This is a genomic window from Achromobacter animicus (genome assembly GCF_902859585.1).
In the GTDB taxonomy this organism is placed as follows: Bacteria; Pseudomonadota; Gammaproteobacteria; order Burkholderiales; family Burkholderiaceae_B; genus Achromobacter; species Achromobacter animicus.
In genome coordinates, this window is the sequence record NZ_CADIJM010000017.1 from 1 (window position 1) to 25,811 (window position 25,811).

The 25,811-nt window shown below is 65.2% G+C and carries 19 protein-coding genes; 7 read left to right on the forward strand and 12 right to left on the reverse strand.

The window, feature by feature from the left end; all coding sequences use genetic code 11:
• Positions 1 to 830: 830 nt before the first annotated feature.
• From rng to HV681_RS24555, 3 genes are all read left to right on the forward strand, one after another.
• Entirely contained in the window at positions 831 to 2,294 is a 1,464-nt protein-coding gene (gene rng / locus HV681_RS24545) for a ribonuclease G (RefSeq protein WP_175125773.1), read from the forward strand.
• Positions 2,291 to 2,560, forward strand: a complete 270-nt coding sequence (locus tag HV681_RS24550; protein WP_175125688.1) for a hypothetical protein — start codon at positions 2,291 to 2,293, stop codon at positions 2,558 to 2,560. The genes rng and HV681_RS24550 overlap by 4 nt, the downstream gene beginning before the upstream one ends.
• Positions 2,561 to 2,689: 129 nt before the next feature.
• Positions 2,690 to 3,391 (forward strand): DUF3053 domain-containing protein, encoded by a 702-nt coding sequence (locus tag HV681_RS24555; protein WP_175125690.1) that lies wholly within the window; start codon positions 2,690 to 2,692, stop codon positions 3,389 to 3,391.
• 66 nt (positions 3,392 to 3,457) lie between these two features.
• Here HV681_RS24555 and HV681_RS24560 read toward each other — a convergent pair whose 3' ends face one another.
• From HV681_RS24560 to msbA, 4 genes are all read right to left on the reverse strand, one after another.
• Positions 3,458 to 4,948, reverse strand: coding sequence for a sensor domain-containing diguanylate cyclase (locus tag HV681_RS24560; protein WP_175125692.1), 1,491 nt, complete (start codon positions 4,946 to 4,948; stop codon positions 3,458 to 3,460).
• Between the two features lie 261 nt (positions 4,949 to 5,209).
• Positions 5,210 to 5,437: a hypothetical protein gene (locus HV681_RS24565; protein WP_175125694.1), complete on the reverse strand. Its 228-nt coding sequence runs from the start codon at positions 5,435 to 5,437 to the stop codon at positions 5,210 to 5,212.
• 134 nt (positions 5,438 to 5,571) lie between these two features.
• Positions 5,572 to 7,377, reverse strand: a complete 1,806-nt coding sequence (locus tag HV681_RS24570) for a monovalent cation:proton antiporter-2 (CPA2) family protein (RefSeq protein WP_175125696.1) — start codon at positions 7,375 to 7,377, stop codon at positions 5,572 to 5,574.
• 165 nt (positions 7,378 to 7,542) lie between these two features.
• Entirely contained in the window at positions 7,543 to 9,318 is a 1,776-nt protein-coding gene (gene msbA, locus HV681_RS24575; protein ID WP_105238104.1) for a lipid A export permease/ATP-binding protein MsbA, read from the reverse strand.
• Between the two features lie 103 nt (positions 9,319 to 9,421).
• Between msbA and HV681_RS24580 the strand changes: the two genes are divergently transcribed.
• Genes HV681_RS24580 through HV681_RS24590 form a run of 3 tightly spaced genes read left to right on the forward strand, consistent with a single transcriptional unit; the run spans position 9,422 to position 11,452 of the window.
• Positions 9,422 to 10,390, forward strand: a complete 969-nt coding sequence (locus HV681_RS24580; RefSeq protein ID WP_175125698.1) for a glycosyltransferase family 9 protein — start codon at positions 9,422 to 9,424, stop codon at positions 10,388 to 10,390.
• 19 nt (positions 10,391 to 10,409) lie between these two features.
• A complete protein-coding gene (locus HV681_RS24585) occupies positions 10,410 to 11,174 on the forward strand; it encodes a YdcF family protein (RefSeq protein ID WP_175125700.1) in 765 nt (254 codons plus the stop codon).
• Positions 11,171 to 11,452: a YkgJ family cysteine cluster protein gene (locus HV681_RS24590; protein ID WP_224776749.1), complete on the forward strand. Its 282-nt coding sequence runs from the start codon at positions 11,171 to 11,173 to the stop codon at positions 11,450 to 11,452. The genes HV681_RS24585 and HV681_RS24590 overlap by 4 nt, the downstream gene beginning before the upstream one ends.
• 24 nt (positions 11,453 to 11,476) lie before the next feature.
• Here HV681_RS24590 and HV681_RS24595 read toward each other — a convergent pair whose 3' ends face one another.
• The 7 genes from HV681_RS24595 to dnaE are packed head-to-tail and all read right to left on the reverse strand — an operon-like array spanning position 11,477 to position 20,644.
• Positions 11,477 to 12,625, reverse strand: coding sequence for a glycosyltransferase family 4 protein (locus HV681_RS24595; RefSeq protein WP_175125704.1), 1,149 nt, complete (start codon positions 12,623 to 12,625; stop codon positions 11,477 to 11,479).
• Positions 12,600 to 13,325, reverse strand: a complete 726-nt coding sequence (locus HV681_RS24600) for a polysaccharide deacetylase family protein (protein ID WP_175125707.1) — start codon at positions 13,323 to 13,325, stop codon at positions 12,600 to 12,602. Before HV681_RS24600 ends, HV681_RS24595 begins: the two co-directional genes overlap by 26 nt.
• 18 nt (positions 13,326 to 13,343) lie before the next feature.
• Positions 13,344 to 14,459: a glycosyltransferase gene (locus tag HV681_RS24605; RefSeq protein WP_175125709.1), complete on the reverse strand. Its 1,116-nt coding sequence runs from the start codon at positions 14,457 to 14,459 to the stop codon at positions 13,344 to 13,346.
• Positions 14,456 to 15,208, reverse strand: a complete 753-nt coding sequence (locus HV681_RS24610) for a glycosyltransferase family 2 protein (protein ID WP_105238097.1) — start codon at positions 15,206 to 15,208, stop codon at positions 14,456 to 14,458. Before HV681_RS24610 ends, HV681_RS24605 begins: the two co-directional genes overlap by 4 nt.
• Positions 15,205 to 16,053 carry a polysaccharide deacetylase family protein gene (locus HV681_RS24615; protein WP_175125711.1) on the reverse strand — a complete coding sequence of 283 codons (849 nt, stop codon included), beginning with the start codon at positions 16,051 to 16,053 and terminating at the stop codon, positions 15,205 to 15,207. Before HV681_RS24615 ends, HV681_RS24610 begins: the two co-directional genes overlap by 4 nt.
• Entirely contained in the window at positions 16,050 to 17,153 is a 1,104-nt protein-coding gene (locus HV681_RS24620; RefSeq protein ID WP_175125713.1) for a glycosyltransferase family 4 protein, read from the reverse strand. Before HV681_RS24620 ends, HV681_RS24615 begins: the two co-directional genes overlap by 4 nt.
• Positions 17,153 to 20,644, reverse strand: a complete 3,492-nt coding sequence (gene dnaE, locus HV681_RS24625) for a DNA polymerase III subunit alpha (RefSeq protein ID WP_175125715.1) — start codon at positions 20,642 to 20,644, stop codon at positions 17,153 to 17,155. The genes HV681_RS24620 and dnaE overlap by 1 nt, the downstream gene beginning before the upstream one ends.
• 150 nt (positions 20,645 to 20,794) lie before the next feature.
• Between dnaE and lpxO the strand changes: the two genes are divergently transcribed.
• The gene (lpxO, locus tag HV681_RS24630; protein ID WP_175125717.1) at positions 20,795 to 21,694 is read left to right on the forward strand and encodes a lipid A hydroxylase LpxO; all 900 of its coding nucleotides are present in this window, start codon (positions 20,795 to 20,797) and stop codon (positions 21,692 to 21,694) included.
• A 69-nt stretch (positions 21,695 to 21,763) separates the two neighbouring features.
• Here lpxO and hrpA read toward each other — a convergent pair whose 3' ends face one another.
• Positions 21,764 to 25,768: an ATP-dependent RNA helicase HrpA gene (gene hrpA / locus HV681_RS24635; RefSeq protein WP_254595064.1), complete on the reverse strand. Its 4,005-nt coding sequence runs from the start codon at positions 25,766 to 25,768 to the stop codon at positions 21,764 to 21,766.
• Between the last annotated feature and the right edge of the window lie 43 nt (positions 25,769 to 25,811).

A 25,811-nucleotide genomic window follows, 5' to 3' on the forward strand; every position in this document is an offset into this window, starting at 1 on the left:
TCGCTACTCAAAGGAAGTGAGGTATGTTCTTAAACTTGACGTCTAAGGTACTTCACTTCTAGTGAGCACTTGATTTCTTGTGCTTGCGATCCAGGCCGAAACCCAAACCGCTGCACTCGCATCAAGCGCCCACACTTATCGGTTGTTTAATTGTTAAAGAGCGGTACTGCTAAATTCTGTACTACTGGTTTCTGCCTTCAACTTCGGCCAACTTCGCTTTCGCGTCGTCGCTGTCGTTGCAGCAGAGAAACGAGATTATGAAGAAGTTTTTATCGCTTGTCAAGTCAGCTGCGCATTTTGCTTTGCTTTCTTGCGGCGACCTCTTCAGGTCTCGCCAGGACTTTCGCCCTGCCCTAGCAACTATCGAAACGTCAGGGTAAACCCTAATTTTTCAGCAACTGCCAAGCCCAAGACTATAGCACAATTTTTGCAGATCTTGCAACTGGCTTCTGCCTAATTTGCGTCGATCTTTGCAATAACCGCGGAGCGCTCATTTCTGGTTGCCGTTGCGGCAGGTGATGCCGGGATGCCCCCGCCTCGCCTGTTGCACTTGCTTGGCTTCGCGTCTCAAAAACTGTGTGAGCTGCGAAGGAGCGAGACTATAGCACAGAATTTTGAGCTGTCATGGCGGCGTCGCAAAATTGTTGTTGGCCTCTAAGGTTTCCAGCCGATCTGCCCTGTTCGGTCGACAGCGGCATGGCTTGCGAACGGTCTTCCCTATATATATAGAGGGCGGCAGCCGCTGATGGCGGGGCTAGCATGTACGTTTACTATTCGCCTGTACGCCGCATCTCATTGGAGACAGACCCGTTATGCCCCCTGCGATCGCCATGAGCGAAGACATCCTGATCAACGTCACCCCGTTCGAAACCCGCGTTGCGCTGGTGGAACAAGGTTCGGTTCAGGAACTGCACGTCGAACGAAGCATTCAACGGGGCCACGTCGGCAACATTTATCTGGGGCGGGTCGTCCGGGTGCTTCCAGGAATGCAGAGCGCCTTTATCGACATTGGGCTGGAGCGTGCGGCGTTCATCCATATTGCGGATCTTCGTGAGAATCGCGCCGAACGCAGCCAAGGGCTGACGCCCACGCCGATTGAAAAGCTGATTTTTGAGGGACAGACCCTGATGGTGCAGGTAGTCAAGGATCCGCTTGGCACCAAGGGCGCGCGGCTTTCCACGCAGATCAGCATGGCGGGGCGGATGCTGGTGTACCTGCCGCACGATCCGCATATCGGGATTTCGCAAAAGATCGATTCGGAGTCGGAACGCATCCAACTCCGGGAACGTTTGCAAGCGTTGATGCCGTCTGATGAAAAAGGCGGGTTCATCGTGCGCACGCAGGCCGAGGGCGCCAATGACGTTGAGCTGACGGCGGACGTGGAGTATCTCCGCAAGCTATGGACGAGTGTGCAGGCGTCGGCCCGCACACAGCCCGCCCCCGCGCTGTTGCACCAGGACCTGACGCTGGCGCAGCGCGTGCTGCGTGACATGGTCGGGCCCGATACCGGGTCGATTCTGGTCGATTCGCGGACGACGACTGCTGCGATGCTGGAATGGGCGCGTGTCTACACGCCGTCGGTGGTGGACCGCATCCAGCATTACAGCGGCGAGCGGCCCTTGTTCGATACGGCGAATGTGGACGATGAGATTGCGCGCGCGCTGTCGCGCCGGGTCGACTTGAAGTCGGGCGGCTATCTGATCATCGACCAGACGGAAGCGTTGACGACGGTGGACGTCAACACGGGTGGCTTTGTGGGCGGCCGCAATTTCGATGACACGATCTTCAAGACCAACCTCGAGGCGGCGCAGGCGATCGCGCGCCAACTGCGTTTGCGGAATCTGGGTGGCATCGTGATCCTGGACTTCATTGACATGGAGGAACAGGAACACCGTGACACGGTGCTGGCGGAACTGAAGAAGGCGCTGTCACGCGATCGAACCCGCATGACCGTCAATGGCTTTACGCAACTGGGCCTGGTTGAAATGACGCGCAAGCGCACGCGCGATTCGCTGGCGCATCAGCTTTGTGAGCCCTGCCCCATGTGCGAGTCGCGCGGCAATGTGCGCACGCCGCGCACGGTCTGCTACGAAATCCTGCGGGAGATTCTGCGAGAAGCGCGGCAGTTCAACCCGAAGGAGTTTCGCATTCTGGCTTCGCAGGAAGTGGTCGACCTTTTTCTGGAAGAGGAAAGCCAGCACCTGGCGATGCTGGGTGACTTCGTGGGCAAGCGGGTGTCGCTGGAAGTGGAAGCGACGTACTCGCAGGAGAAGTACGACATCATCCTGGTATGACGGCATCAGAAGAATGCCTAGTCATCGGACCGAATGAAGAGCCGCGCACGTTTGCGCGGCTTTTTTACTTCATGCATCACCAGATCCACGGGATCACGCGGCGGAAATGTGACGCAGCAGGAGACCACATTCTGGCCGGCGAGCCGGGCTGTGAACCGCACGGCGAGCCGTTCTTCACCGCGCTGCCCATGCAATGCGATGGCGATTGCGACGAGGCCTACCTGATTCGCCCATACGCTTCAACTCGACATGTATGGATTTTGTGACTTAAAGCTTCGTTTGCAATGAATTCTGAAACCCATGGCGGCGACTTAGGGTTATCGATAAGCTGCGGGCGCTTTGCCGGGTGGGTAACCGCCTCGGCGCTTTTCCCTAGTCAATCGGAGGTCATTGCAATGAAGTCCCTATTCCGTCCTTTCCTGGTGCTGATCGCGGCCCTGCCGCTGGTGCTGGCCGCCTGCGGCGACAAGGAGCCCGAACAGCGCGCCGCATTCACGCAGTTCCTGCAAACGCGCATCGTGGACAAGCCGGGCGTGCGCGTGCCGAAACTGACGGATGAAGAAAAGAAGTCGTTTGGCGATTACGCGGCCCAATACGCGGTGATCACCGACTTCAACGCGGGCATGGACGCCTCGGTCAAGCCGTTGTCGGGGATCCTGCAGAAGGGTCAGGTGCGCTCGGTGAACGATATCGTGTCGCGTCGCGAGGACCTGAAGACGGTTCGTGCCGGTCTGAACGACATGAATGCGGCGCTGAAAGAACACCGTGCCAAGGCCGACGCGGCGCGCGCCCAGCTCAAGCAACCTGAAGACCTGAAGGTCGTGTACGACAAGGCTTACGAGAAGACCATCACCCTGCCGGCTGATACGTTTGCCGATGTGCTGCCGCAGATCAACGCCACCTACGACGTTGCCCTGAAGGTTGCCGATTACGTGGAAGCGAACAAGTCGAAGATCGAGATCTCCGGCAACAGCGTGTCCGTGACGGACCCTGCCGTGCAGGCCGAGCTGAACAAGCTGCTGCAAGAGATGAATGCACAGGCCAAGAATGTGCAGCAGGCCCAGACCCGTTTGCAGGCCGTGGTGATGGGCCGCTAAGGGGCCGCTTCAATACCCGACACTGCGCATCGCCCCGCCGCCACCTGAAGGTGCGGCGGGGCTTTTTCATGCCGGCGCGGTTATCACGCCGGACGCCGCAGCCACGCAGTTGCGGCCGGATTCCTTCGCCTGGTACACCGCGGCGTCGGCGGCTTCCACAAGCGCCGCCGAACCATCGTCTCCCTGTGGCAAGGCCGTGGCCACGCCGATGCTGACGGTGACGATACCGCCTTCGTTGTCCTCATGCGCAACGGCCAGCTCCGCAACAGCGCGCCGGATGCCTTCGGCAATGTCCTGTGCTTGTTCGAGGCCGGTCTCGGGCAGCAGCACCACGAACTCCTCGCCCCCGTAACGGGCCGCCAGGTCGCGCGGGCGGCGGGCCTTTTTCTGAAATGTGAGGGCCAGCGTCCGGAGCAGCACGTCGCCTTCCTGGTGACCATACCGATCGTTGTAGCGCTTGAAGTGGTCGGCATCCAGAAACAGCAGCGACAACGGCGTGCGATCGCGCCGCGCGGCCGCCCATTCCACTTGCAGTATGTCGTCGAAGGTGCGCCGGTTGGCGATGCCGGTCAGCCCGTCTGTCTGCGCCTGCCGCGCCAACTGTGCTTCGAATGCCTGCCGCCAGCGCATCTCGCGCCTGAAGAGGACGATCTGCGCCATGACCGAGGCAAAGAGCGCCAACGTAATGGGCACGATCAGCGCGGCGCGCCGGACCCACGGTTCAAGCAGGTCATCGACGGCCAGCGCAACGTCGATCACGAGCGGCGTGCGCTCGATGGCGTCGAACGCATAGAGCCGATTGACGCCGTCGTGCGAAAGCACGCCGACAAATGCGCCCTCGCGGCCGATCAGGTATTGCTGGAAGTCGAGCGGCACGTCGATGCCGCTGCCGGCGTCGGCGCTGGAGTACGGATTGCGCAAGAGAACGGCGCCGTCGTTGCGAAAGACCGTGATGGCGTCGTGCGGACCGATGGACACTTCGGCAAAGCGGTCGCGGAAATATGCCGTACGCAGGGACCCGGCCACCACGCCGCCGAAACTGCCATCGGGGTTGGTGATGCGCCGGCTGATGGCGATGCTTTCATCGCCGCCGCGCAAGCGGCTGGTGTACGGCCGGCTGACGAAGAGTCCCATGTCGTCGGCGTCCCGGTGGACCTGGAAGTAATCGCGGTCAGCGAAATTGAGCTTGGGCGGCGTCAAGGCCAGCGAGTCGTAGCGTATGTTGCCTTGGGCGTCGAGCACGACGATGGCGCCCAGATACGCGGCCGTGGCTGAACGGTCGAAGAGGAACCGGTGCAGCGATTGCGGGTCGAGGTCGGCAATGCCGGGGTCTTGCAGGCGCTCGACCACGCCTTGCAGCGAAAGGTCGTAGACGTGCAACGTGCGGCCGATGTCCGCGGCGAGCACGCTGGCCAGGTTGCGGGCCGATACGTAGGCGGCTTCCCACGTGACGCGGCGATCCATCCATAACAGGGAAATGGCCGCTGCACAGATACCGATGGCGACGAGGCCGGCCAGCGCGTACAGCGTGCGGTGCACGATCCCGCGGGATTTCAATACGGCGCTCCTTCGCGATGGCGTTCGGGGTGGCGTAGTTCATCTGCAAGTTCTGCATGATGATGCCGGTGTCCGATGCCGGGCGCAAGGCATCGCCGCCCGGGGCACGGAACCGTGGGCGGCGATCAGCGCGGGTGGCGGTATTGATGGCGGGATGGGGCCGCAGGTGACGCGGCGCAAAGCTGGCGACGGGCGCGGCGCGAACCTGGAGACGGGCGCGGCGCGAAGCTGGTGACGGGCGCGGCGCGCCCGAGCCGGATTTCAGGAGACTGCGGCGGCGATGCGGAAGGGAAAGGCCTTGGCGCCGCGCGCCTTGTCGGTTTCGCGGTGGGCGTTGATGGCCCATGCGGGCCCCACCGCGCCGGCCTGCGCCATCAACTGGCGCGTCAGCACGCCCGAGAACCCGCAGCGAAGCGTCATGGCCTGACGCCGGGCAAGCTCGATTCCGATGACGTGCGACGTGGTCGAATTACGGTCCGTTTGCAGCATGGCAGCCCCCTGGCAAAAAGCGCTTCCTGAGTGAAGCGTCATGCGGATTAATCTACCCTAGCCGTTTGATTTTGCGCGTGAAATGATGCGTAAAGTAATGCAAAGAAGCCGAAATGCGCGCCGAAAAACAACCGTCAGGCGGATGGACTTGCGGCGGCGTCGCCAGTTTCGCGGTCCGGCCGGTCGTTTATGCCATCCGGTTGACCAGTCATATTTCCGTAGAGCAATGAGCGGCCGGCGAACAGCCCGCCCGCCACCTCGAGGTCGAAGCGTTCGGTGTCGCGTTGCCGGACGTCCTGGATGACCTCCTCGGCCTCGTCCGGGGGCACGCCGATGGCGCGCAACGCCGCTTCGCCGAACACCAGCGCCGATTCCAGCGTTTCGCGGACCTGGAAATCCACGCCCTCGCGGGCAAGCGCCAGCGAATGAATGCGGTCGTAGGCCCGCACCACCAGGCGCACGAGCGGAAATTCGGACTTGATGAGTTGCACCATATGCGTGGCGGCTCGCGGGTCGTTGATGCACACGAGGATGGCGCAGGCATTCTCGGCGCCCGCCGAACGCAGCATGTCGGCACGCGTACCGTCCCCGTAATACACCTTGACGCCCCATTTCGCGGCAGCGCGAATCGCGTCGGTATCGGTGTCGAGGATGGATACCTTGACCCCGCGGGCCAGCATCGCCTGGGTCACGATCTGGCCGAAACGGCCAAAACCCACGATCAGCGCGCAACCGTCCAAGTCCCGGGCCACGTCCACGCCGTCCATGGAGGGCACGGGCTTGGGCAACAGCCAGCGCAACGCCAGGACGCAGAGCGGCGTGAGCGCCATGGAAATGATGACGACCGCGGTCAGCACCGCGCCGGTATGCGCATCGAAGATGCCTTTTTCCGCCGCCGCGCTGTAGAGCACGAAGGCGAATTCGCCGCCTTGCGCAAGCAACGCGCAGCGGGTGATCGCTTCGGCATGCGTTGCGCGAAGCAGCCGCGCCACGACATACACGCCCACGGACTTGACGGCCATGAAGACGACGACGCCCGCCAGGATGAGCGGCCATTCGCGCGCCACGGCCAACAGGTCCAGCGACATGCCCACGCCCAGGAAGAAAAGGCCAAGGAGGATGCCGCGAAAGGGTTCGATCTCTGCCTCGAGCTGATGGCGGAACGTGGACTCGGACAGCAGGACGCCCGCCAGGAATGCGCCCATGGCCATGGAAAGTCCGCCCAGTTCCATCAGCAGCGCCGCGCCCAGCACGACAAGCAACGCCGCCGCGGTCATGACTTCGCGCGCGTGCGCCGCGGCCAGCAGGCGGAACAGCGGATTGAGCAGCCACCGGCCGGCGGCCAGCAGCGCCAGAATGCAGCCGACCGCGATGGCCGCCTGCAACCAGGGATCGCCATCGCTGCCGCTGCCCGCGGGCGCCAGCAAGGCAGCCAGCGCCAGTAGCGGGACGATCGCCAGATCTTCGAGCAGCAGGATGGAGACGATGCGCTGGCCCTGCGCGCTGGTGGTCTCGTCGCGCTCGGCCAGGATCTGCATCACGATGGCCGTGGACGACAGCACAAAGCCCATTGCCGCCATGAACGCGGCGGCGCCCGGCAGGCCGGCCAGCAAGCCCACGCCCGTGAGCAGCGCGCCGCAGACCAGCACCTGCGCGACGCCCAGCCCGAAGATCTCGCCGCGCAACTTCCATAGGCGCGACGGCTGCATTTCCAGGCCAATGATGAACAGAAACATCACCACGCCAAGTTCCGCGACGTGCAGGATGGATTTGGGATCGGAGAAAAATCCGATGCCGAAGGGGCCGATCGCCAGACCGGCGGCCAGATAGCCCAGGACCGAACCCAGCCCGAGGCGCTTGAACAAAGGGACGGCAATCACCGCTGCGCCGAGCAGAACGACGACGTTGAGGACTTGATTGCCTTCGGAAGGCAGGGCCATGGAGCGCTCCTGGTTGCATGGCGGGCCGAAGCGCCTGGGACGCCGCCCAGCCCGCTACGCACGGGCTGGGGCCATTTTCCGGCAAACCACGGGATTGGCAAACAGGAACTTCGGCAATGAAAAACCGCCCCGAAGGGCGGCGGCTGGGGAACGACGCGCGACGGCTCAGTCTTCCCGGAACTGCATCTTGTACAGCGAGGCGTACAGGCCGTCGGCTGCCAGGAGTTCGGCGTGCGGCCCCTGTTCGACGATCCGTCCGGCGTCCAGCACGATGATGCGGTCGGCGTTCTGCACGGTGGACAGGCGGTGCGCGATGACCAGCGTGGTGCGGCCCTTCATCAGGCGCTCCAGCGAGGCCTGCACCTGGCGTTCGGATTCGTTGTCTAGCGCGGACGTGGCTTCGTCCAGGATCAGGATGGGTGCGTTCTTGATGAGCGCGCGCGCAATCGCCAGGCGCTGGCGCTGGCCGCCGGACAGGCGCGCGGCGTTTTCGCCCACCGGCGTGTTGATGCCCTGCGGCAGGCCTTCAACGAACTCGAGCAGGTTGGCGGCGGCGAGCGCGTCGCGCACCTTTTGCTCGCTGGACTTGCCCAGCGCGCCGTAGCCGACGTTAGCCGCGATGGTGTCGTCGAACAGCACGACGTCCTGGCTGACCAGCGACAGGTGCGAGCGCAGGCTGCGCAGCGTCAGGTCGTCGACAGGCACGTCGTCCACGAGGATCTGGCCACTATCGGCCAGCACGAAGCGAGGCAGCATGTTGACCAGCGTGGTCTTGCCGCTGCCGGACCGGCCCACGAGGGCGACGGTCTGGCCGGGTTCGACCACGAAGGAAATGTCGTTGACCGTGTCGCGGTCGGCATCGGGGAAACGATGCGACACGTTGCGGAATTCGACCTTGCCGCGGACGGGTTCGGGCAGTTCCTTGGTGCCGGTGTCGTTTTCCGGCACCTGGTCGATCAGCGTGAACACGCTTTCGGCCGACACCAGCATCTTCTGCATGCGGGCGGCCACGTTGGTGAGGCGCTTGATGGGGTCGAAGATCTGGGCCAGCGCGGCCATGAACGAGGCGAAGCTGCCCACGGTGAGCGAGCCGCTGTTGGCCTGGCTGAGCGCCACGGCGATGACCGCGCCCACGGAGATCGAGATGCAGACCTGGGTCAGCGGAGTCAGCGCCGCATCGGCAGTGGCCGTGCGCATGGCAAAGCGGCGCAGGCGGCGGCTGACGAAATCAAAACGGCCGCGTTCGACTTCGTAGCCGTCGAACAGCTTGATGACGCGCTGGCCGTCGATGCCCTCGCCGACCACGCGGGTCAATTCGGCGTTCATGTTGACGGTTTCGCGGTTGATGCGGCGCAGGCGCTTGATGAAGAAGCGCGAGATCATGACCGAGACCGGCAACATCACCAGGATGATCAGGGTCAGCACCCACGACATGTACAGCAGCACGCAGATCAGGGCGATGACCACCAGGGTTTCGCGCACCAGCACCGTGATGACGTCGGTGGCGTAACCGGTAACGTTGCCGGCGTCGATGGTGAAGCGGTTCAGGAGGCGGCCGGTGTCGCCGCGCTTGAAGTCCGCGTCGGGCAGGCCCAGAAGGCGTTCGAACATGTCGCGCCGCATGCCCAGCAGCACGTTGTTGGCCACCCAGGCCAGCAGGTAGTCGCTGAAGAAGTTGCAGATGCCGCGCACCAGGATCAGTCCGACGACCGCCAGCGGCAGCGCCCAGACGTAATACGGTTTGGCGCCGGAGAAGCCGCCATCGAGCAGGGGCTTCATGATGACCGCCAGCACAGGCTGCGTGGCTGCGGCGCCCGCCATCAGCAGGACAGCCGCCAACAAACCCTTCCAATAGGAACCCACGCGGCTGTAGATCCGGGACCAGAGTTCGGATTTGACGGGTTGGGAGCCCGCTGGCGCATTCCGTGCGGCAGAATTCAAAGGGATCACTCGCTTTTATACAATTGTGCCCAGGATTGTACCGGCTGCGCGCGTGCGCGCCGTCCCCGCCCCCTTAGCCCTATCCGCGCCCGTGCGCCCTTCCATGTCCGATATCAGTTGCCTGTATGTCCGCCTGCCCAACTGGGTGGGCGATGTCTGCATGAGCCTGCCCAGCCTGCGTGCCCTGGCCGCAAGCGGTCTGCCCCTGGTCCTCTGCGCCCGTCCCTGGGCCCGCGATCTGCTCGATGGCGTGGACAAGCTGGATTTCATTCCCATGCGAGGCAAGGTGGGCCCGGACCGGGCGGCCGTCAGCGCGCACCGCCGGGGGCTGGGTGCGCAAGGCCGCCGCGCCCGCGGCCTGCTGCTGCCGGATTCCCTGTCCAGCGCGCTGGTTTTCCGCCTGGCCGGCGTGCCGTCGGCGGGCTATCGCGACGATGGCCGCAGCTTCCTGCTGCGCTGGCCGTTCGCCAAGCCCGGCCAGCCGATGCACGCCGTCGAGTCCTGGCATCACCTCACCTGCGAAGCGCTGACCCGGTGGAATCTGCCGAGCGGTCCGGCCAAGCCGGGGCCGACGCTGGACCTGCCGCTGACGCCGGCGCACGAACGCGCGGCGGGCGAGGCGTTGGTCCAGGCCGGGCTGGACGGCCGGCCCTACGTCCTGATCGCGCCCACCGCCACCGGCCTGCACAAGGGCCGGATCAAGGTCTGGCCCGGATTCGATACACTGACGCGCGCCCTGCAGGCCCGCGGCCATACCGTGGTAATGTGCCCCCCTCCGGCCGAAACCGACGAAGCCCGGCGCAATGCGCCCACGGCGCAGTTGCTGCCCCCGCTGGGACTGGGCGCCTTTGCGGCCTTGACCGCGCGGGCCACGCTGGTGATCTGTAACGATTCCGGCGTGTCGCACGTGGCGGCGGCGGCATCGGCCCGGCAGCTCACGCTGTTCGGCGTGACGCAACCGCAGCGCACCGGCCCCTGGTCCCCGCGCGCGGTGTGCGTCGGCTCCGACCAGGCGTGGCCGTCGCAGGAAGAAGTGACACGGCAGGCCGAGCGCCTGCTGGATGGTACGTAGTAATCAGGACAGTCTCGAAATGACCTTTTCCAGCTATCTCACGAATCTGATCATTCCCTTCAACTTGTGCATCACTCTGGTGGTCCTTGGCCTGGTGCTGGGACTGTTCCGGCTTCGCAAGATCGGCTTGACCCTCGTTGCCGCGGGTCTGCTCTGGGCCTTGGCCTGGTCCTTGCCCGCCACGTCACTGTGGGCTGGCGGCGCGCTGGAGAACCGGTATCCGCACAAACCGCCCACCGAAATGCCAACGGCAGACGCGATCGTGGTGCTGGGCGGCAACACCGCAAACGGCCGCGCCAACTGGTTCCTGCCCTATGACAAGGACACGGCCATCGTGCGCGTGGACGCGGCCGCCCAGCTGTATCTGGCGGGCCGCGCGCCCAAGGTGCTGCTGTCGGGCGGCGCCCTGGAAGGCGACGTCAGCGAAGCCCGCGGGATGGCGCACGCGATCCGCCAGCAAGGGGTGCCGGAGTCGGCGCTGATCCTGGAGAACGCCAGCCGCACCACGTACGAAAACGCCACGCTGACCGAGGACCAGCTCAAGTCCCGCGGCATCGGCAAGGTGCTCCTGGTCACGTCCGCGTTGCACATGCCCCGCGCGATGGCGGCCTTTTCCAAGCAGGGCGTGGAAGTGATTGCCGCCCCCGCGCCGCCGCAGATCGTGGCGCCGGCTGACGGCTCGCTGCCGTTGTGGCTGCCCGACGAACGTACGTTCGACGCCAGCCGCTCGATCGTGAAGGAATACGCCGGGCTTTTTGTCTATTGGTTGCGCGGATGGGTATGAGCCTGGCCGCCACCGCGCTGGAATGCCGCGCGGGATGCGGCGCCTGCTGCATCGCGCCGTCGATCACGCGCCCCATTCCGGGCATGCCGCACGGCAAGCCCGCGGGCGTGCCCTGTATTCAGTTGCTGCCGGACATGCGGTGCGCCATCTTTGGCGACCCTTCCCGCCCGGATTTCTGCGGCGGACTGCAGCCGGAGCACGAGATGTGCGGATCGGACCGCGCACACGCCATCCACTGGCTGGCCGACCTGGAACGGGCGACAGCGCCGCACCACTGAAAACGGGCTCGCAGCCCCGTTTTTTTAGTTGCGCTCGAGCAGCACCTGTTCGTACAGCGCCTCGAAGCGCGACGCTACGGTCTCCCAGCTTTGGTCCCGGGCGATTTCCAGGCCCCGCGTCGTGAGCGCTGCGCGCAGCTCGGGGTTCGCCCCCAGGCTTTCCAGCGCCTGCGCCAGCTGGGCGCCATCACGCGGGTCCGACAGGATGAGCGCGTCAGTGCCCGCCGACAGATACTGCGCGAATCCGCAATAGACCGGAGAGCTGACAATGACCGGCAGGCCATGCGACATGGCTTCCAGCGGCGCCATGCCGTAGCTGTCGTTCAGCGTCGGATGGGCGTAGATGTCGGCTGCGTTGAAATACTGGCCGACGTCCGACGTAGGATCGATCAAGGTGACACGGGAGGCGACCTCGCCCGCGGCGTGGACTCGATCGTGCGTGGGTCCGTCGGCGCCTACGACCAGCAGCCTGTATTGGGGTGGCAGCAGCGCCAGCGCATCCAGCAGCGCCGGCAGGCCTTTGCGCAGCGGATTGCGCGCCACCAGCAGACAGCCGATCGTGTCGGCATCCCAGCCCAGCCGCGCCCGCAGGGCGGCGCGGGCGCCGTTGCCATCCGGGGCCGGCAGTTTGACGCCCGGAGCGATGATATCCACAGGAAGCTGCTCGCCGTAGCTGCGGTGGAGCTGGTCCATGATGAGGCCGGACACCGCGACCACGCGGCGCCGGGGGGTCTTGCGCACGCGCAGCCATTCCAGCGTCAGATAGGTGGCAAGGCGCGGACTGAGCCAGGCGGTCAGGCGCTGCAGCGGCTTGACCCGGGTGACGTGGTTGTAGCGGACCGGCGTTACGTGCATGACCTGGATCTCGCCCGCCCAGCCGTTCATGTGCGAATGCACGATGTCGAAGCGGCCGCGAGTGAGACGGTCAGCGCGCCAGGCAAAATACAGCACCCGGGTCCAGCTTGGGAGCCAGCCGGGAAACCGCACGGGCAAGAAATCGAAAGGCAGATCGCTGTCGAAATCCCGGGCGACCACCGTGACGTCGTGCCGCTTGCCGAGCACACGCATCAGCTCGACGCCATACGCCTCTGCGCCTCCGAAACGCTTGCCGAAGCGGTCCACCAACAGCGCAATGCGAAGCCGCCGATTATGCGCGCCGGCGGCTGTCTTCATACCGGGTGAGGCACTTCTGGAGAAAACGGATGATGTTGGTGGAGCGCGCCACCGTCACCCGCGGCAGACCGAAGGGATCGTCGGACGCCGCCGCCAGGCCGCGCTTGGTGAGCGTGGCATTGTCGTATCCAGCCTCGCGCGCCATGGCCTGGTGCTCCGGGCCATGGTCGCCGTACGGATAACAGAACGCGGTGACCGGCGCTCCGAGCGCCTGTTCGAGCTCATCCTTGGACTCGACGATCTGGCGCCGCGCCTCTTCGGGCGCGAGCTCGGGAAGATGGACGTGGTCAAGCGTATGCGAACCGACTTCGTTGCCCGCCTGCGCCCACTCCCGCATTTCCTGCACGGTCATCAGCGGTGAAAACGGGATGCCCTTCTGGAGGTCCCACACGTTGCCGCCGTCGAACTGCCGAGCCACGAAATAGTTGGTGGCGGTGAATCCCAATTCGCTCAATACCGGCATCGCGTTGTGATGCACGTTGCGAAAGCCGTCGTCGAATGTGATGCCGAATACCTTGCCCTGGCGCTCGCCACGGACATACGGCATGACGTCGCGCATGGACAGCCCGCGGTAACCGAGCCGGCGCATCCAGCGCATCTGCCGAGCAAAGCTATCAGGATGTACCGTCAATCCGCGAAACGGCGTGCCCTTGGGGTTGGGCTCGCCGATCTGGTGATACATAAGGATTGGAATAGACATAGCTCGACATTATATGGGTCAGTGTCCGCCAAGCGTACGCTGATACACATCCACCGTAGCCTGCGCGAAACGCTCCAGGTTGAAGTCGCGCAAACTTGTTTCACGCGCCTTGCTGCCCATCTGTCGGACGACTTCCGGATTGTCCAGCATGAAGCGCAGCTTGGCGGTCATGGCGGGCACGTCGCGCGCCCGCACGATCCAGCCGTCCACGCCGTCCGTTACGTTCTCCGGCAGGCCGCCGGCATCGCTGACGAGCGCGGGCAGGCCCAGTCCCATGATCTCGCGGCAGGCAAACGACAGGGCCTCGCGGTAAGAAAGGACGAAGCCCGCATGGCACGACGCCAGCGCCGCGCGCACGTCGTCGAGCAGCCCGGGAAACTTGACCTGATCGATCATGCCGAGTTCGCGCACCCGCGCAAGCTTGGCCTCGGTGGGCGGATCGCCCGCCACCATCAGCAAGATGCGTGCCTTGTCCGCCGGCGGCAGCGCGGCCGCGGCGGCCACCAAGTCCAGCCAGCCTTTGTCGTAGTCGGTGCCCCCGGCACTGCCCAGCAGCAGCTTGCCTTGCCAATCCGGACCAAAGAAGAGTTCGCGCAGCTTGTCCAGGCTTTCGGGCGGCGGCGGCGCGAAGAAATTGGTATCGATGCCGTGCCGGATGGTGGTGATGGGGCGCTTGCGGTACGGCGAGTGCTCCATCATGCCGCGGATGTAATCGCTGACGGCGATGCCATGATCCGTCGCCAGCGCCACCCGCAGCTTGTGTCCAAAACTGGAAAGCGGGTGATCGTTGTGCTTGGTGAACACGATGCGCGGACGGCGCCGCATGCCCAGCGTGGCCAGCATCACCTGCTTGTGGTCGGCCGAGCCGTTGGCGTGGATGATGTCGAAGCGGCCCTCGGCGATCAGGCGCTGCAGCCGGGCGCGGTCCTTGAACCAGGACGACGGGCGGGTCGTGTAGCGCATGTCCACCGCCGTCACCCCGGGGATGGCCTTGGCGTAGCGGTACAGCCGGCTGGTGCCGGGCACCGCCACGGTGATGTCGTGATCGCGGGCCAGCGCCTTGGCCAGGTTGATGATGTAGGTGACGTGCCCCCCGCCGTTGCCGGCGTGGAAGTTCGTGTAGAGGATCTTCACTTTTTGTTTTCTGCCAGGAACATCAGCTTCGAGTAGCGGAAGAAGCTGCCCGCCGCCGCGGTGACGGCCAGCACGAGTCCGTGGCGGCCATCCAGGAAACCGCGCCGGATCAGGTAGATGCGCACGAAGGTCCAGAAGCCGTGGCCCAGCGCCCCGAAGACCGAGGTGCGCTTGCCCTTGGCATACATCATGGCCGCGGCGTCGGACGAGTAACGGTTGACCTTGTTGATCAGCGCGTCCAGGTTGTCGTACGGATAGTGGTTGAAGTAGCCGCGCATCTGCAGGGGCCGGCCGTTGGCCGGCACCACCCGCTCGTGGACGGCGGCGTCGGTGAAGCGCGCCGTGCCGCGCTTGAAGAGGCGCAGCACGTAGTCGGGCCACCAGCCGCTATGGCGGATGTCGCGGCCGCAGAAATTGGATAGGCGCGCGATCTCGTAGGCGTCGGCGCGGGGCGCGCGCAGCACGTCCTGGATTTCCTGCGCCAACTCGGGGGTGACGCGCTCGTCCGCGTCGATCGACAGCACCCAATCGCCCGTCGCCAGATCCAGCGCGCGGTTCTTTTGCGGACCGAAACCGGGCCAGTCGGCGGTGACTTCAACGCGGGCCCCGAGCGCTTGCGCCAGCTCCACGGTGCCGTCGGTGCTGCCCGAATCCACGACGATGAACTCGTCGGCGAACGACACGGACTTCAGGCAGGCGGCAATATTTGCCGCTTCGTTCTTGGTGATGATGATGACTGATAGCTTCATCCGCGATTCCTAAGACGCTTTTTCCAGGCCTTCCAGGCGTGATAGCGCGGTCCCCAGAACGGGTCGCGCGACAGCCAGATCCGGCGGTTCAGCCAGGACCCGCCCAGATTGCGCACCGCGAAGCGATAGATATGGCCGGGATCCGTGCCGGGCAGGTTCTGGCCGAAAGGGTCGGTAGTGTACAAGTGCCGGAAACCGGCCTGCCGCGCGGCGGCCACGTAGTCTGCGTCGAAATAACCCTGCGGCCAGCACAGGTGATCGCTCACGCCGCCAAGCCGGCGGATCAGGGTGTCGCGCGAATCGTGCAGATCCTGCGCGATGCGTTCGCGCTTGGCGGCCACATCCGCGCCACAGACCTTGTCCCAGCGGGTGTGCGTGTTGGTATGGGAATGGAACTCGAAGGTGCCGGCGGCCTGCATGGCTTCGATTTCGCTCCAGCGCAGCATCGCCTCGTCGGCGCGGCCCGACGCCACGAGTTCCTTGCAGGCGTGGTGATCGGGGGTCGGGGGCAGCGCGCCGCCCTGCCCCGCATGCGGCCGCACGGGGCCGTCGCCGATCCACCCGGTGATAGTGAACAGCACCGCGCGCATGCCGTGGCGGGCCAGGACTGGATGCGCGTGCACCCAATTGTTCAGGTAGCCATCGTCAAAAGTGATGAGCACGGAACGTTCGGGCACGCTGCCGCCGGCCAGGTAGGCCGCGAACTGCGCGGTGGTGAGCGACTGGTAGCCGGCGCGCGCCAGGCGCGCGATCTGCGTTTCGAAGACGTCGGGCGTCGCGGCGATCATGCCACCCGCCGGCGTGATGTGGTGGTACATCAGCACCGGAACGTTGGGCGCGTTCATTTGCGGCGCTCCGCCAGCCAGCGCGTATAGATCGCCTCCGTGGTTTCCGCAAGGCGCGCGGGAGAAAACACGCCCTCTTTCCAGACCATCTTGCGGCCGGCCTCGCCCATGGTGCGGCGTAGGGCCGGGTCGTCGATCAGGCGCTCGAGTGCGGTGGTCAAGGCGAGCGAGTTCTTGGGCGGGACCAGAAAGCCCGTCACGCCGTCCCGGAACATCTCGGATACGCCGCCGACGTTCGTGCCGACGACCGGCAGGCCGCTCGCCTGCGCCTCGACATAGACCGTACCGGAGGCTTCCTGTTGTGTGGCCAGGGCGAAGAGGTCGAATCCCGCCAGCAGATTGGGGACGTCGCGCCGTGTGCCCATCAGGTGGATCCGGTCTTGCAGGCCGCGCTGAGCAATGTACGCCTGCGTCTGCTCGAAGACCGGCGAACCGGCGCCCACGAACACCAGATGCAGCTTCGGACGCACGGCCATCAGCGGCGCCATGGCGTCGATCAGGTCCTTGTGGCCCTTGGTGGCGCGCATGACGGCCACACAGCCCACGACGATGTCGTCGTCGGCCAGGCCGAGTTCGTCACGCAAGGTGGAGTGCTCGACGGGCGCGGGCAGCACGATGGGCGAATACACGGTCGCGATCTTCTCGGCCGGGACGCCGCGGCTGATCAGGTATTCGCGCACATGGTCGCTGACGGCGGTGACGCGGTGCGGCAGGATGGTGTAAGACCACATCGAGCCGACCACGTTGGACAGGTGGCGGGTGCGCACGATGAGGGGCGTACCTGCCATGCGTCCGGCCAGGGCGGCGATGACCGTGTCGCGCCGGCTGTGGGTATTGAGCACGTCAAAGCGCCCCGCCTTCAGGATCTGGCGGACGGCGGGGACGCCCTTCAAATAGGCCACCGTCCCCTTCATATCGACGGCATGCACGGTGAAACCGGCATCCCGCAGACGCTCGGTCAGTTGCGCGCGCGGCTGGCAGATCGCTTCGACATGATGCCCGCGCGCCCGCATGGCATGCATTTCCTTGAAAATTCGTCCTTCCTGTCCACCAAAGGCGGTGGCGGCTTCCGAATGCACGATACGTAGACTGGAAGACATCAGTACGTAACCTCCACGCCGTCCGGTTTGGTCCAGGCGTTCAGGTTGGCGAGCAGCGTGTCGGCCATGCGCACGCGCCATTCCTCGCCTAGCCTGATCGTGCACAGGAAATTGTTCTTGGTGTAGACGATGTCGACCGGCACGCCTGGAATGCCGTTCTCGGGTTCGGCGCGGAACGGGTTGAGCATCTGGCGCAGACGGGCCGCATCGGCGCTGCCGTTGAGCTTGACGCGCAGCGACTTGGCGCGGGCTTCGCGCGCAAGCTGCAGGTCATAAAGCTGCTCGGCGACGATGCGCATGCCGCCGGAATAGTCGTCGTTGCTGACCTTGCCCTGCACGATGACGAGCTGGTCTTCGCGCAGCCGGTTGCGGTGCTTTTCAAAGAGTTCGTTGAAGACCGAGATTTCCACCTGCGCCGTGCCGTCGTCCAGCACGGCAAAGACCATCTTGCCGCGGCGGGTCATCATCACGCGCACGCTGGCCAGCACGCCGCACATCCATTGCAGGTCGCGCTGCGGCTCCACGCGGGCCAGCTGCATCGGCACGATGCGGCGCACTTCGTCGCGCCACGCATCGAACAGGTGGCCGCTGTAGTAATAGCCCAGCGCGGATTTTTCTTCGGTCAGTTTCTTGTGCAGATCCCACGGCGCGACCTTGGCCAGTTCGCCCGCGACCACGTCGCCGCTGTCGTCGCCAAAAAGCGAGGCCTGGTTGGCGCTGCGGGCGGCCTGCTCGGCCGCTTCCATGGCGGTGGGCACGGAGGCCAGCATCGCGGCGCGGTTCGGCTCGATGGTGTCGAACGCGCCGGCCTTGATCAGGGCCTCGATGGTGCGGCGGTTGACGGCCTGCTTGCTGACGCGGCGGCAGAAGTCGAACAGGTTCAGGAACGGGCCGCCTTCCTTGCGCGCACGCAGGATGTCCTCGACGGCGCCCTGCCCGGTGCCCTTGACGGCGCCCAGCCCGTAACGCATGGTGCGCGGCGGCTTGCCTTTTTCGGTGTGCTTGTCGGCGACGGGTTCGAACCGGTAGCCCGAATGGTTGACGTCGGGCGGCAACACCTCGACGCCGTTGTCCTGGGCGTCGCGGCAGAAGATCTGGACCTTGTCGGTGTCGTCCATGTCCGAAGACATGGTGGCGGCCAGGAACTCGGTCGGGTGGTAGGCCTTCAGCCAGGCGGTCTGGTACGAGATCAGCGCGTACGCGGCCGAGTGCGACTTGTTGAAGCCGTAGCCCGCGAACTTCTCCATCAGGTCGAAGAGCTTGACCGCCAGATCCGGATCGTGGCCCTTTTCCTTGGCGCCCTGTTCGAACAGTTCGCGGTGCTTGGCCATTTCCTCGGGCTTTTTCTTGCCCATGGCCCGGCGCAGCAGGTCGGCGCCGCCCAGCGAATAGCCCCCGATGATCTGGGAGATCAGCATCACCTGTTCCTGGTAGACGATGACCCCGTAGGTGCTCTTGAGGGTGGCTTCCAGGTCCGGGTGGAAATAATCGACCGCCGCGCGCCCGTGCTTGCGGTTCACGAAGTCGTCCACCATGCCCGATTCCAGCGGCCCCGGACGATACAGGGCCAGCATGGCGATGATGTCTTCGAACGTATTGGGCCGCAGCTTCTTGAGCAGCTCTTTCATGCCGCGCGATTCAAGCTGGAACACCGCGGTGGTGTTCGCGTCGCACAGGATCTTGTAGGCCGCCGGATCGTCCAGGGACAGCGCCATGACGTCGAAGTCGCGCTTTTCGGCGTTGAACTGGCGCACGTAGCGCACGGCCCAGTCCAGGATGGTCAGGTTGCGCAGGCCCAGGAAGTCGAACTTCACCAGGCCGGCCGCCTCGACGTCGTCCTTGTCGAACTGCGAGACCGCGCTGTTTTCCTGGCCCGGCTGGCAATACAGCGGGCAGAAGTCGGTGAGCTTGCCGGGCGCGATCAGCACCCCGCCCGCGTGCATGCCGATGTTGCGGGTCAGGCCTTCGAGCGGCTTGGCCAGGTCGACCAGCGCGCGGACTTCTTCTTCCTGCTCGTAGCGGTCCTTGAAGGCGGGCTCGTCCTTGAGCGTGCGTTCCAGCGTCCACGGATCCATCGGATTGAACGGGATCAGCTTGGACAGGCCGTCGCAGAACATGTAGGGCATGTCCAGCACACGGCCGGCGTCGCGCACCACGGCCTTGGCGCCCAGCGTACCGAACGTGGCGATCTGGCTGACGGCGGCGCGGCCGTATTTTTCCTTGACGTAGTCGATGACCCGTTCGCGGTTGTCCTGGCAGAAGTCGATATCGAAGTCGGGCATGGAGACCCGCTCGGGATTCAGGAAGCGCTCGAACAGCAGGTCATAGCGGATGGGGTCGAGGTCGGTGATGCCCAGCGCGTAGGCCACCAGCGAACCGGCGCCCGAGCCCCGGCCCGGGCCGACCGGCACGCCGTTGTTCTTGCCCCAGTTGATGAAGTCCTGAACGATCAGGAAGTAGCCGGGAAAGCCCATCTGGATGATGGTCTTGCACTCCCAGCGCAGCCGCTCGTAGTACTGCTCGCGCTTGGACTCGCGTTCGGCGACGTCCGGGAACAGGAACTCCATGCGCTTTTCGAGGCCCTCTTCGGAGAGCTGGACCAGATAATCGTCCAGCGTCACGCCGTCGGGGGTCGGGAAATTGGGCAGGCGCGGCTTGCCCAGCACCAGGCTCAGGTTGCAACGCTTGGCGATTTCGACCGTGTTGGCCAGCGCCGACGGCACGTCGGCGAAGCGGCGCGCCATTTCCTCGGAGCTGAGCAGATACTGCTCTTTCGAGAACCGGCGCACGCGGCGCGGGTTGGCCAGGATTTCACCTTCGGCGATGCAGACGCGCGCCTCGTGCGCCTGGAATTCGAATTCGTCGAGGAACTGCACGGGATGGGTGGCGACCACCGGCAGCCCGGCTTCCGAGGCCAGCCGCATGGCGGCCTGGCAGTAGCCTTCGTCGCCGTCCATGCCGGCGCGCTGCAATTCGACGTAGTAGCTGCCCGGGAACATCAGCGCCCACTGGCGCGCCAGGGCCAGCGCCGACACGGCGTTGCCGGCCTCGAGCGCCTGCCCGACGTCGCCGGCGCGCCCGCCGGACAGGGCGATGAGACCAGCCTGTCCTTGGAGCCATTCGCGGCGGATTTCGGCCCGGCCCTTGCCCTGGTTCGTCAGGAACGCCTTGGACAGCAGTTCGCACAGATTCAGGTAACCCTGGTGGTTGCGCACGAGCAACAGCAGGCGGAAGGGCTTCGCCGGATCTTCGTCGTTGGAAATCCAGACGTCGCAGCCTGCGATGGGCTTGACCCCCGCGCCGCGTGCACCCTTATAGAATTTGATCAGTCCGAACAGATTGGACAGATCGGTCAGGGCGACGGCGGGCTGGCCCAGCTTGGCCACGCGCTTGATGAGGTCGGGGATACGCACCGTACCGTCCACGACCGAGAACTCGGAGTGGACGCGCAGGTGAACAAATGGGGTCGGGGTCGTTACGGCTTCGGACATGGCGGAATTGTACCCAGCGGCCGACCGCCCTAGAACAATCCTTGCATCAGAATCCGCCAGTTGCATCCCGCCCTGACGGGATCCGCCCGGGAGGCTTGTGGGACAATACCGCCCATACCGCACTACCCTGTCGCACGACGAGACATACCTATGAAATGGTTAATACCTGGGATCTGGCTGGCCGCCATCCTGTTCGCGCACTTCCGAGGCCGCGTCAAACTGCCCTTGGGACGGCAATTCCTGGACCATTCGGTGCTGCTGGCGCCGATCAACGCGTTCATGGTGCTGACGTCCCGCGTGCCCACGACGCCGTACCTGACGACCAGCGAAATCGCCGAACTGAAAGTGCTGGACGACAACTGGGAGACGATCCGCGAAGAGGCCATGCAGATGGCCGAGCTTCGCCGGATCAAGGCGGCCGACACCCACAACGACATCGGTTTCAACTCGTTCTTCAAGTATGGCTGGAAGCGGTTCTACCTGAAGTGGTACGACGCCCGTCACCCGTCGGCCGAGGAACTCTGCCCCAAGACGGTCGCCATCCTGAAGGGCCTGCCCAAGGTCAAGGCCGCCATGTTTGCCGAGCTGCCGCCGGGCGGCCAGCTCAATCCGCACCGTGACCCGTTTGCCGGGTCGCTGCGCTATCACCTGGGACTGGTCACGCCCAACGACGACGGCTGCCACATCATCGTTGATGGCGAGCACTACAGCTGGCGCGATGGCGAAAGCGTGGTGTTCGACGAGACCTACGTCCACGAGGCCTACAACAAGACGGGCGAGAACCGGATCATTCTGTTCTGCGACGTCGAGCGTCCGCTGAAGTGGCGCTGGGCCGAGGCCTTCAACCGCTGGTTCGGCCGCAAAGTCATGTCGGCGGCCAGCTCGCCCAACGACGGCGGCGACCAGACGGGGGCCATCAACAAGCTGACGCACGCGCACTGGGTGATCGACCAGAAGCGCAAGGCGTTCAAGAAGTGGAACCGCACGGCGTACAAGGCCACGAAGTACGGGCTGATCGCGTTGGTGATCGTCGGGTTCCTGGCGCTGTAAAGACGCCGCAAAAAAAATCGGGCCGCAAAGCGATTTGCGGCCCGTTTTGCATGTGGCGCCAGCTAGCGCTTAGCGCTGCAAGGATTCCCAGCTTTTCATCAGCCGCTTGACCGACACCGGCATCGGCGTACGCAGCTCCTGGGCGAAGAGCGCGACCCGCAACTCCTCGAGCAGCCAGCGGAACTCGTCCAGGCGGGGATCGGCCGCGCCTTTCAGCGCCGCGCGGGCGCGCTGGTATTGCGTGACCAGCGGCGCCATTTCCGACACCAGCTTTGCGTCCCGCGCCGGGTCGGCGCGCAGCTTGTCGATGCGCGCGACCGCCGCCTTCAGGTAGCGCGGAAAGTGCGACAACTGCGCGTGCGGCGTGTCTCGGATGAACCATTTGGGCATCAGCGCACCCAGTTGCTGCTGCAGATCCGCGTACGCGGCCGCGTGGGGCTTGGCCTGCGGCAGCTTGCGTTGAAGCGCCGCATATTCCGTCAGCACCGCGCCCGCCAGCCGCGCGACCTCCTGGGCCAGCAGACCCAACCGGCCCTTGCCCTCGGCGCGGCGGGCTTCGAACTGCTGCTCGTTCACCGGCCAGGGCTCAGCAAGACACGCCTGCCCCAGCGCGCAGTCGATGATCTGGTCGCGCAGCTCTTCCTGCGTGCCCAGCGTCATGTACAGCATGCTGATCTTGGTGAGGTCGGTAAGGTTCTTTTCGAGGAACTTCACCTGCTCGCGCAGGCCCAGCCGGAAGAGCTTCAACAGGCCCGCGCGATGGTGCTTGCGTGCCTCGTCGGGATCGTCGAACACGTCCAGGTCGCAATGCGCCCCTCGGTCCACCAGGGCCGGATAGCCGATGACGGACTGGCCGCGCCGCTTGATCTCCATGATCTCGGGCAAGGGCCCGAACGACCAGGAGGTCAGGTTTTCGTGCGCCAGCGCCTGCGCGACCTGCGTGTCGCTGGCCGCCAGTTGCTGGAAGGTGGCCTGGGCCTGCTTGCCGAATTCGGCCCGCAGTTGCGCCAGATTGCGGCCGGCGGCCAGCATGCGGCCGTGCTCGTCCACGACGCGGAAGTTCATGAACAGATGCGCCGGCAGGGTTTCCAGCTTGAAGTCCCCCACCGCCGGGCGGACCTGCACCTGGTCCCACATGTCGGCGATGATGGCATCCACCAACCCCGTCTGCGGGTCTGCCAGGCGCTCGAACCAGCGGTCGTAGAAGCCCGCGGCGTAGTCGGGCAGCGGCACGCAGTGGCGGCGCAGCTTCTGCGGCAGCGACTTGAGCAGCAGATGCACCTTTTCCTTCAGCATGCCGGGCACCAGCCACTCGCAGCGCGCAGGATCGATCTGGTTCAGCGCGAACAGCGGCACCGACAGCGTGACGCCGTCGCGCGGCGAGCCGGGCTCGAAGTGGTAGTCCAGCGCCATCGACACGCCCTGCCATTCCACCTTCTTGGGAAAGACATCGGTCGTGACGCCGGCCGCCTCGTGCCGCATCAGCTCGTCGCGCGTCAGCATCAGCTTGGCGGCGGCCGCCTTGTCCAGGCCGCTCACCCACTTTTCCAGCGATGCGGTCTGCGAGATGTCGGCGGGAAGCTGCCGGTCGTAGAACGCGTAGATCAGCTCGTCATCGACCAGGATGTCCGGCCGCCGCGTCTGGTGTTCAAGCTTTTCGATGCCGGCGATGAGCTTGCGGTTGTGCGCGACGAACGGCAGGCGCGTGTCGATCTCGCCGGGCACCAGCGCCTGGCGGATGAAGAGTTCGCGCGCATGGGTGGGATTCACGCGGCCGTAGTGAATGCGACGGCCGGTGTAGATGGCCAGGCCGTAAAGCGTGGCCCGCTCGTTGGCCACGACCTGCCCGGCCTTCTTTTCCCAGCGCGGGTCCGACCAGTTCTTGCGGATCAGGTGCGCGCCGACCTTTTCCAGCCACACCGGGTCGATGCGCGCCACGCAGCGCGCGTACAGGCGCGTGGTCTCGACCAGTTCGGCCGCCATGATCCAGCGGCCGGCCTTCTTCACCAGGCGTGAGCCCGGATGGATGTGGAAGCGGATTTCACGCGCGCCCTGGTAGCTGCCGCCTTCGTCGCTCTTGAAACCGATGTTGCCCAAAAGGCCCGACAACAGCGCCATGTGCAGCTGTTCGTACGTGGCTTCGGACTGATTGACGCGCCAGCCCTGCTCGCCCACCAGCGCCGACAGCTGCGTGTGCACGTCGTGCCACTCGCGCAGGCGGATGGGCGACAGGAAGTTCTGCCGCAACAGGCCCACCAGCTTGCGCTGCGATGCCTTGTGCTGCACCTGTTCGCCATACCAGCGCCACAGTTTCAGGAAAGAAATGAACTCGGACTTGTCGTCGCCGAACTTGGCGTGCGCGGCCTCGGCGGCCTCGCGCTCCTGCATGGGACGATCTCGCGGATCCTGCACGGACAGCGCCGAGGCGATGATCAGCATTTCGGCCAGGCACTGGTGTTCTCGCGCGGCCAGGATCATCCGGCCGATGCGCGGGTCCACGGGCAGCTTGGCCAGTTCATCGCCGGTGCGGGTCAGGACAAAAGACGCGCCTGTTCGCCCGTCGTCCGTGTCGTCGTCGGACGCCGACGCCAGTTCAATGGCGCCCAGTTCCTGCAGCAGGTGGTAGCCGTCGGCCACCGCCCGTCCCGGCGGCGCCTCCACGAAGGGGAATTGTTCGATGTCGTCGAGCTTGAGCGACTTCATCCGCAGGATGACCGACGCCAGCGACGAGCGCAGCACTTCGGGATCGGTGAAGGCCGCGCGGTTGTTGAAATCCAGCTCGTCGTAGAGCCGGATGCAGACGCCCGGCCCCACCCGGCCGCAACGGCCGGCGCGCTGGTTGGCCGAGGCGCGGCTGATGGGCTCGATGCGCAGCTGCTCGACCTTGTTGCGCCACGAATAGCGCTTGATGCGGGCCAGGCCGCTGTCGACCACGAAGCGGATGCCGGGCACCGTCAGCGAGGTTTCCGCCACGTTGGTGGCCAGCACGATGCGGCGCGCGTTGCCGCGCGGGCGGAAGATCTGTTCCTGCTCGGCCTGCGACAGGCGCGCAAACAGCGGCAGGACTTCGGTGCCGGCCGGGTGCCGCTTGCGCAGCGCTTCGGCCGATTCGCGGATTTCGCGTTCGCCAGGCAGGAACACCAGCACGTCGCCCGGACCATGCCGTGCGCATTCGTCGACGGCGTCGACGATGGCGTCGATCAGGTCGCGCTCTTCGTCGCCCGACATGCGCTCGCGGTCGCGCCCGGCCTTGTTGGGCGCCGGCGCGTTGTCGTCGGCGGCCGGCTCTTCGCGCACGGGCCGGTAGCGCACTTCCACGGGATACAGGCGACCCGAGACTTCGATGACCGGCGCGGGCTTGTCTTCCGACGCGGCAAAGTGCCTGGCGAAGCGCTCGGCGTCGATGGTGGCCGACGTGATGATGAGCTTGAGGTCCGGACGCCGCGGCAAGAGCTGCTTGAGGTAGCCCAGCAGGAAGTCGATGTTTAGACTGCGTTCGTGCGCTTCGTCGATGATGATCGTGTCGTAGCGGCGCAGCAGCGGATCGCGCTGCGACTCGGCAAGCAGGATGCCGTCCGTCATCAGCTTGATGGACGCGTTGGGCCCGGTGCGGTCGTTGAACCGCACCTGATAGCCGACGACCTCGCCCATGGGCGTGTTCAGTTCCTCGGCGATGCGCTTGGCCACCGAGGTCGCCGCCAGGCGGCGCGGCTGCGTGTGGCCGATCATCTTCTGGCGGCCACGGCCCAGTTCCAGGCAGATCTTCGGAAGCTGCGTGGTCTTGCCCGAGCCGGTTTCGCCGCTGACGATCACGACCTGATGGCCGGCGATGGCGCGCGCGATCTCCTGCCGCCGTGCGCTGACGGGCAGGTCTTCGGGGTAGGTGACGGCCGGGATGGGCCGTTCGGGACGGGGCGCGGCGGAGCGGCCTTCGGGACGGGCCCGGGGGGCTTGCCGGGCGGCTTGCCGAGGGTCCGGCTGAGCACTTTGCCGGGCGTCTTCCGGGGTCTGCTCCCGGTCAGTGGCGCGCGGCGCCGGCTTCTTCGGCGCCCGCGGGCTGGAGGATTCAGGCATGTAGGATTTATCCGATTAGCCCGCCATTATAAATTTCTGGCGG

What these genes read in the sequence shown, in the direction of transcription:
- rng (WP_175125773.1), top strand. Translation starts at nt 831, where the DNA reads ATGAGCGAAGACATCCTGATCAACGTCACCCCGTTCGAAACCCGCGTT.
- HV681_RS24550 (WP_175125688.1), top strand. Translation starts at nt 2,291, where the DNA reads ATGACGGCATCAGAAGAATGCCTAGTCATCGGACCGAATGAAGAGCCG.
- HV681_RS24555 (WP_175125690.1), top strand. Translation starts at nt 2,690, where the DNA reads ATGAAGTCCCTATTCCGTCCTTTCCTGGTGCTGATCGCGGCCCTGCCG.
- HV681_RS24565 (WP_175125694.1), bottom strand. Translation starts at nt 5,437, where the DNA reads ATGCTGCAAACGGACCGTAATTCGACCACGTCGCACGTCATCGGAATC.
- HV681_RS24570 (WP_175125696.1), bottom strand. Translation starts at nt 7,377, where the DNA reads ATGGCCCTGCCTTCCGAAGGCAATCAAGTCCTCAACGTCGTCGTTCTG.
- HV681_RS24580 (WP_175125698.1), top strand. Translation starts at nt 9,422, where the DNA reads ATGTCCGATATCAGTTGCCTGTATGTCCGCCTGCCCAACTGGGTGGGC.
- HV681_RS24585 (WP_175125700.1), top strand. Translation starts at nt 10,410, where the DNA reads ATGACCTTTTCCAGCTATCTCACGAATCTGATCATTCCCTTCAACTTG.
- HV681_RS24590 (WP_224776749.1), top strand. Translation starts at nt 11,171, where the DNA reads ATGAGCCTGGCCGCCACCGCGCTGGAATGCCGCGCGGGATGCGGCGCC.
- HV681_RS24595 (WP_175125704.1), bottom strand. Translation starts at nt 12,625, where the DNA reads ATGAAGACAGCCGCCGGCGCGCATAATCGGCGGCTTCGCATTGCGCTG.
- HV681_RS24600 (WP_175125707.1), bottom strand. Translation starts at nt 13,325, where the DNA reads ATGTCTATTCCAATCCTTATGTATCACCAGATCGGCGAGCCCAACCCC.
- HV681_RS24610 (WP_105238097.1), bottom strand. Translation starts at nt 15,208, where the DNA reads ATGAAGCTATCAGTCATCATCATCACCAAGAACGAAGCGGCAAATATT.
- HV681_RS24615 (WP_175125711.1), bottom strand. Translation starts at nt 16,053, where the DNA reads ATGAACGCGCCCAACGTTCCGGTGCTGATGTACCACCACATCACGCCG.
- HV681_RS24620 (WP_175125713.1), bottom strand. Translation starts at nt 17,153, where the DNA reads ATGTCTTCCAGTCTACGTATCGTGCATTCGGAAGCCGCCACCGCCTTT.
- dnaE (WP_175125715.1), bottom strand. Translation starts at nt 20,644, where the DNA reads ATGTCCGAAGCCGTAACGACCCCGACCCCATTTGTTCACCTGCGCGTC.
- lpxO (WP_175125717.1), top strand. Translation starts at nt 20,795, where the DNA reads ATGAAATGGTTAATACCTGGGATCTGGCTGGCCGCCATCCTGTTCGCG.
- hrpA (WP_254595064.1), bottom strand. Translation starts at nt 25,768, where the DNA reads ATGCCTGAATCCTCCAGCCCGCGGGCGCCGAAGAAGCCGGCGCCGCGC.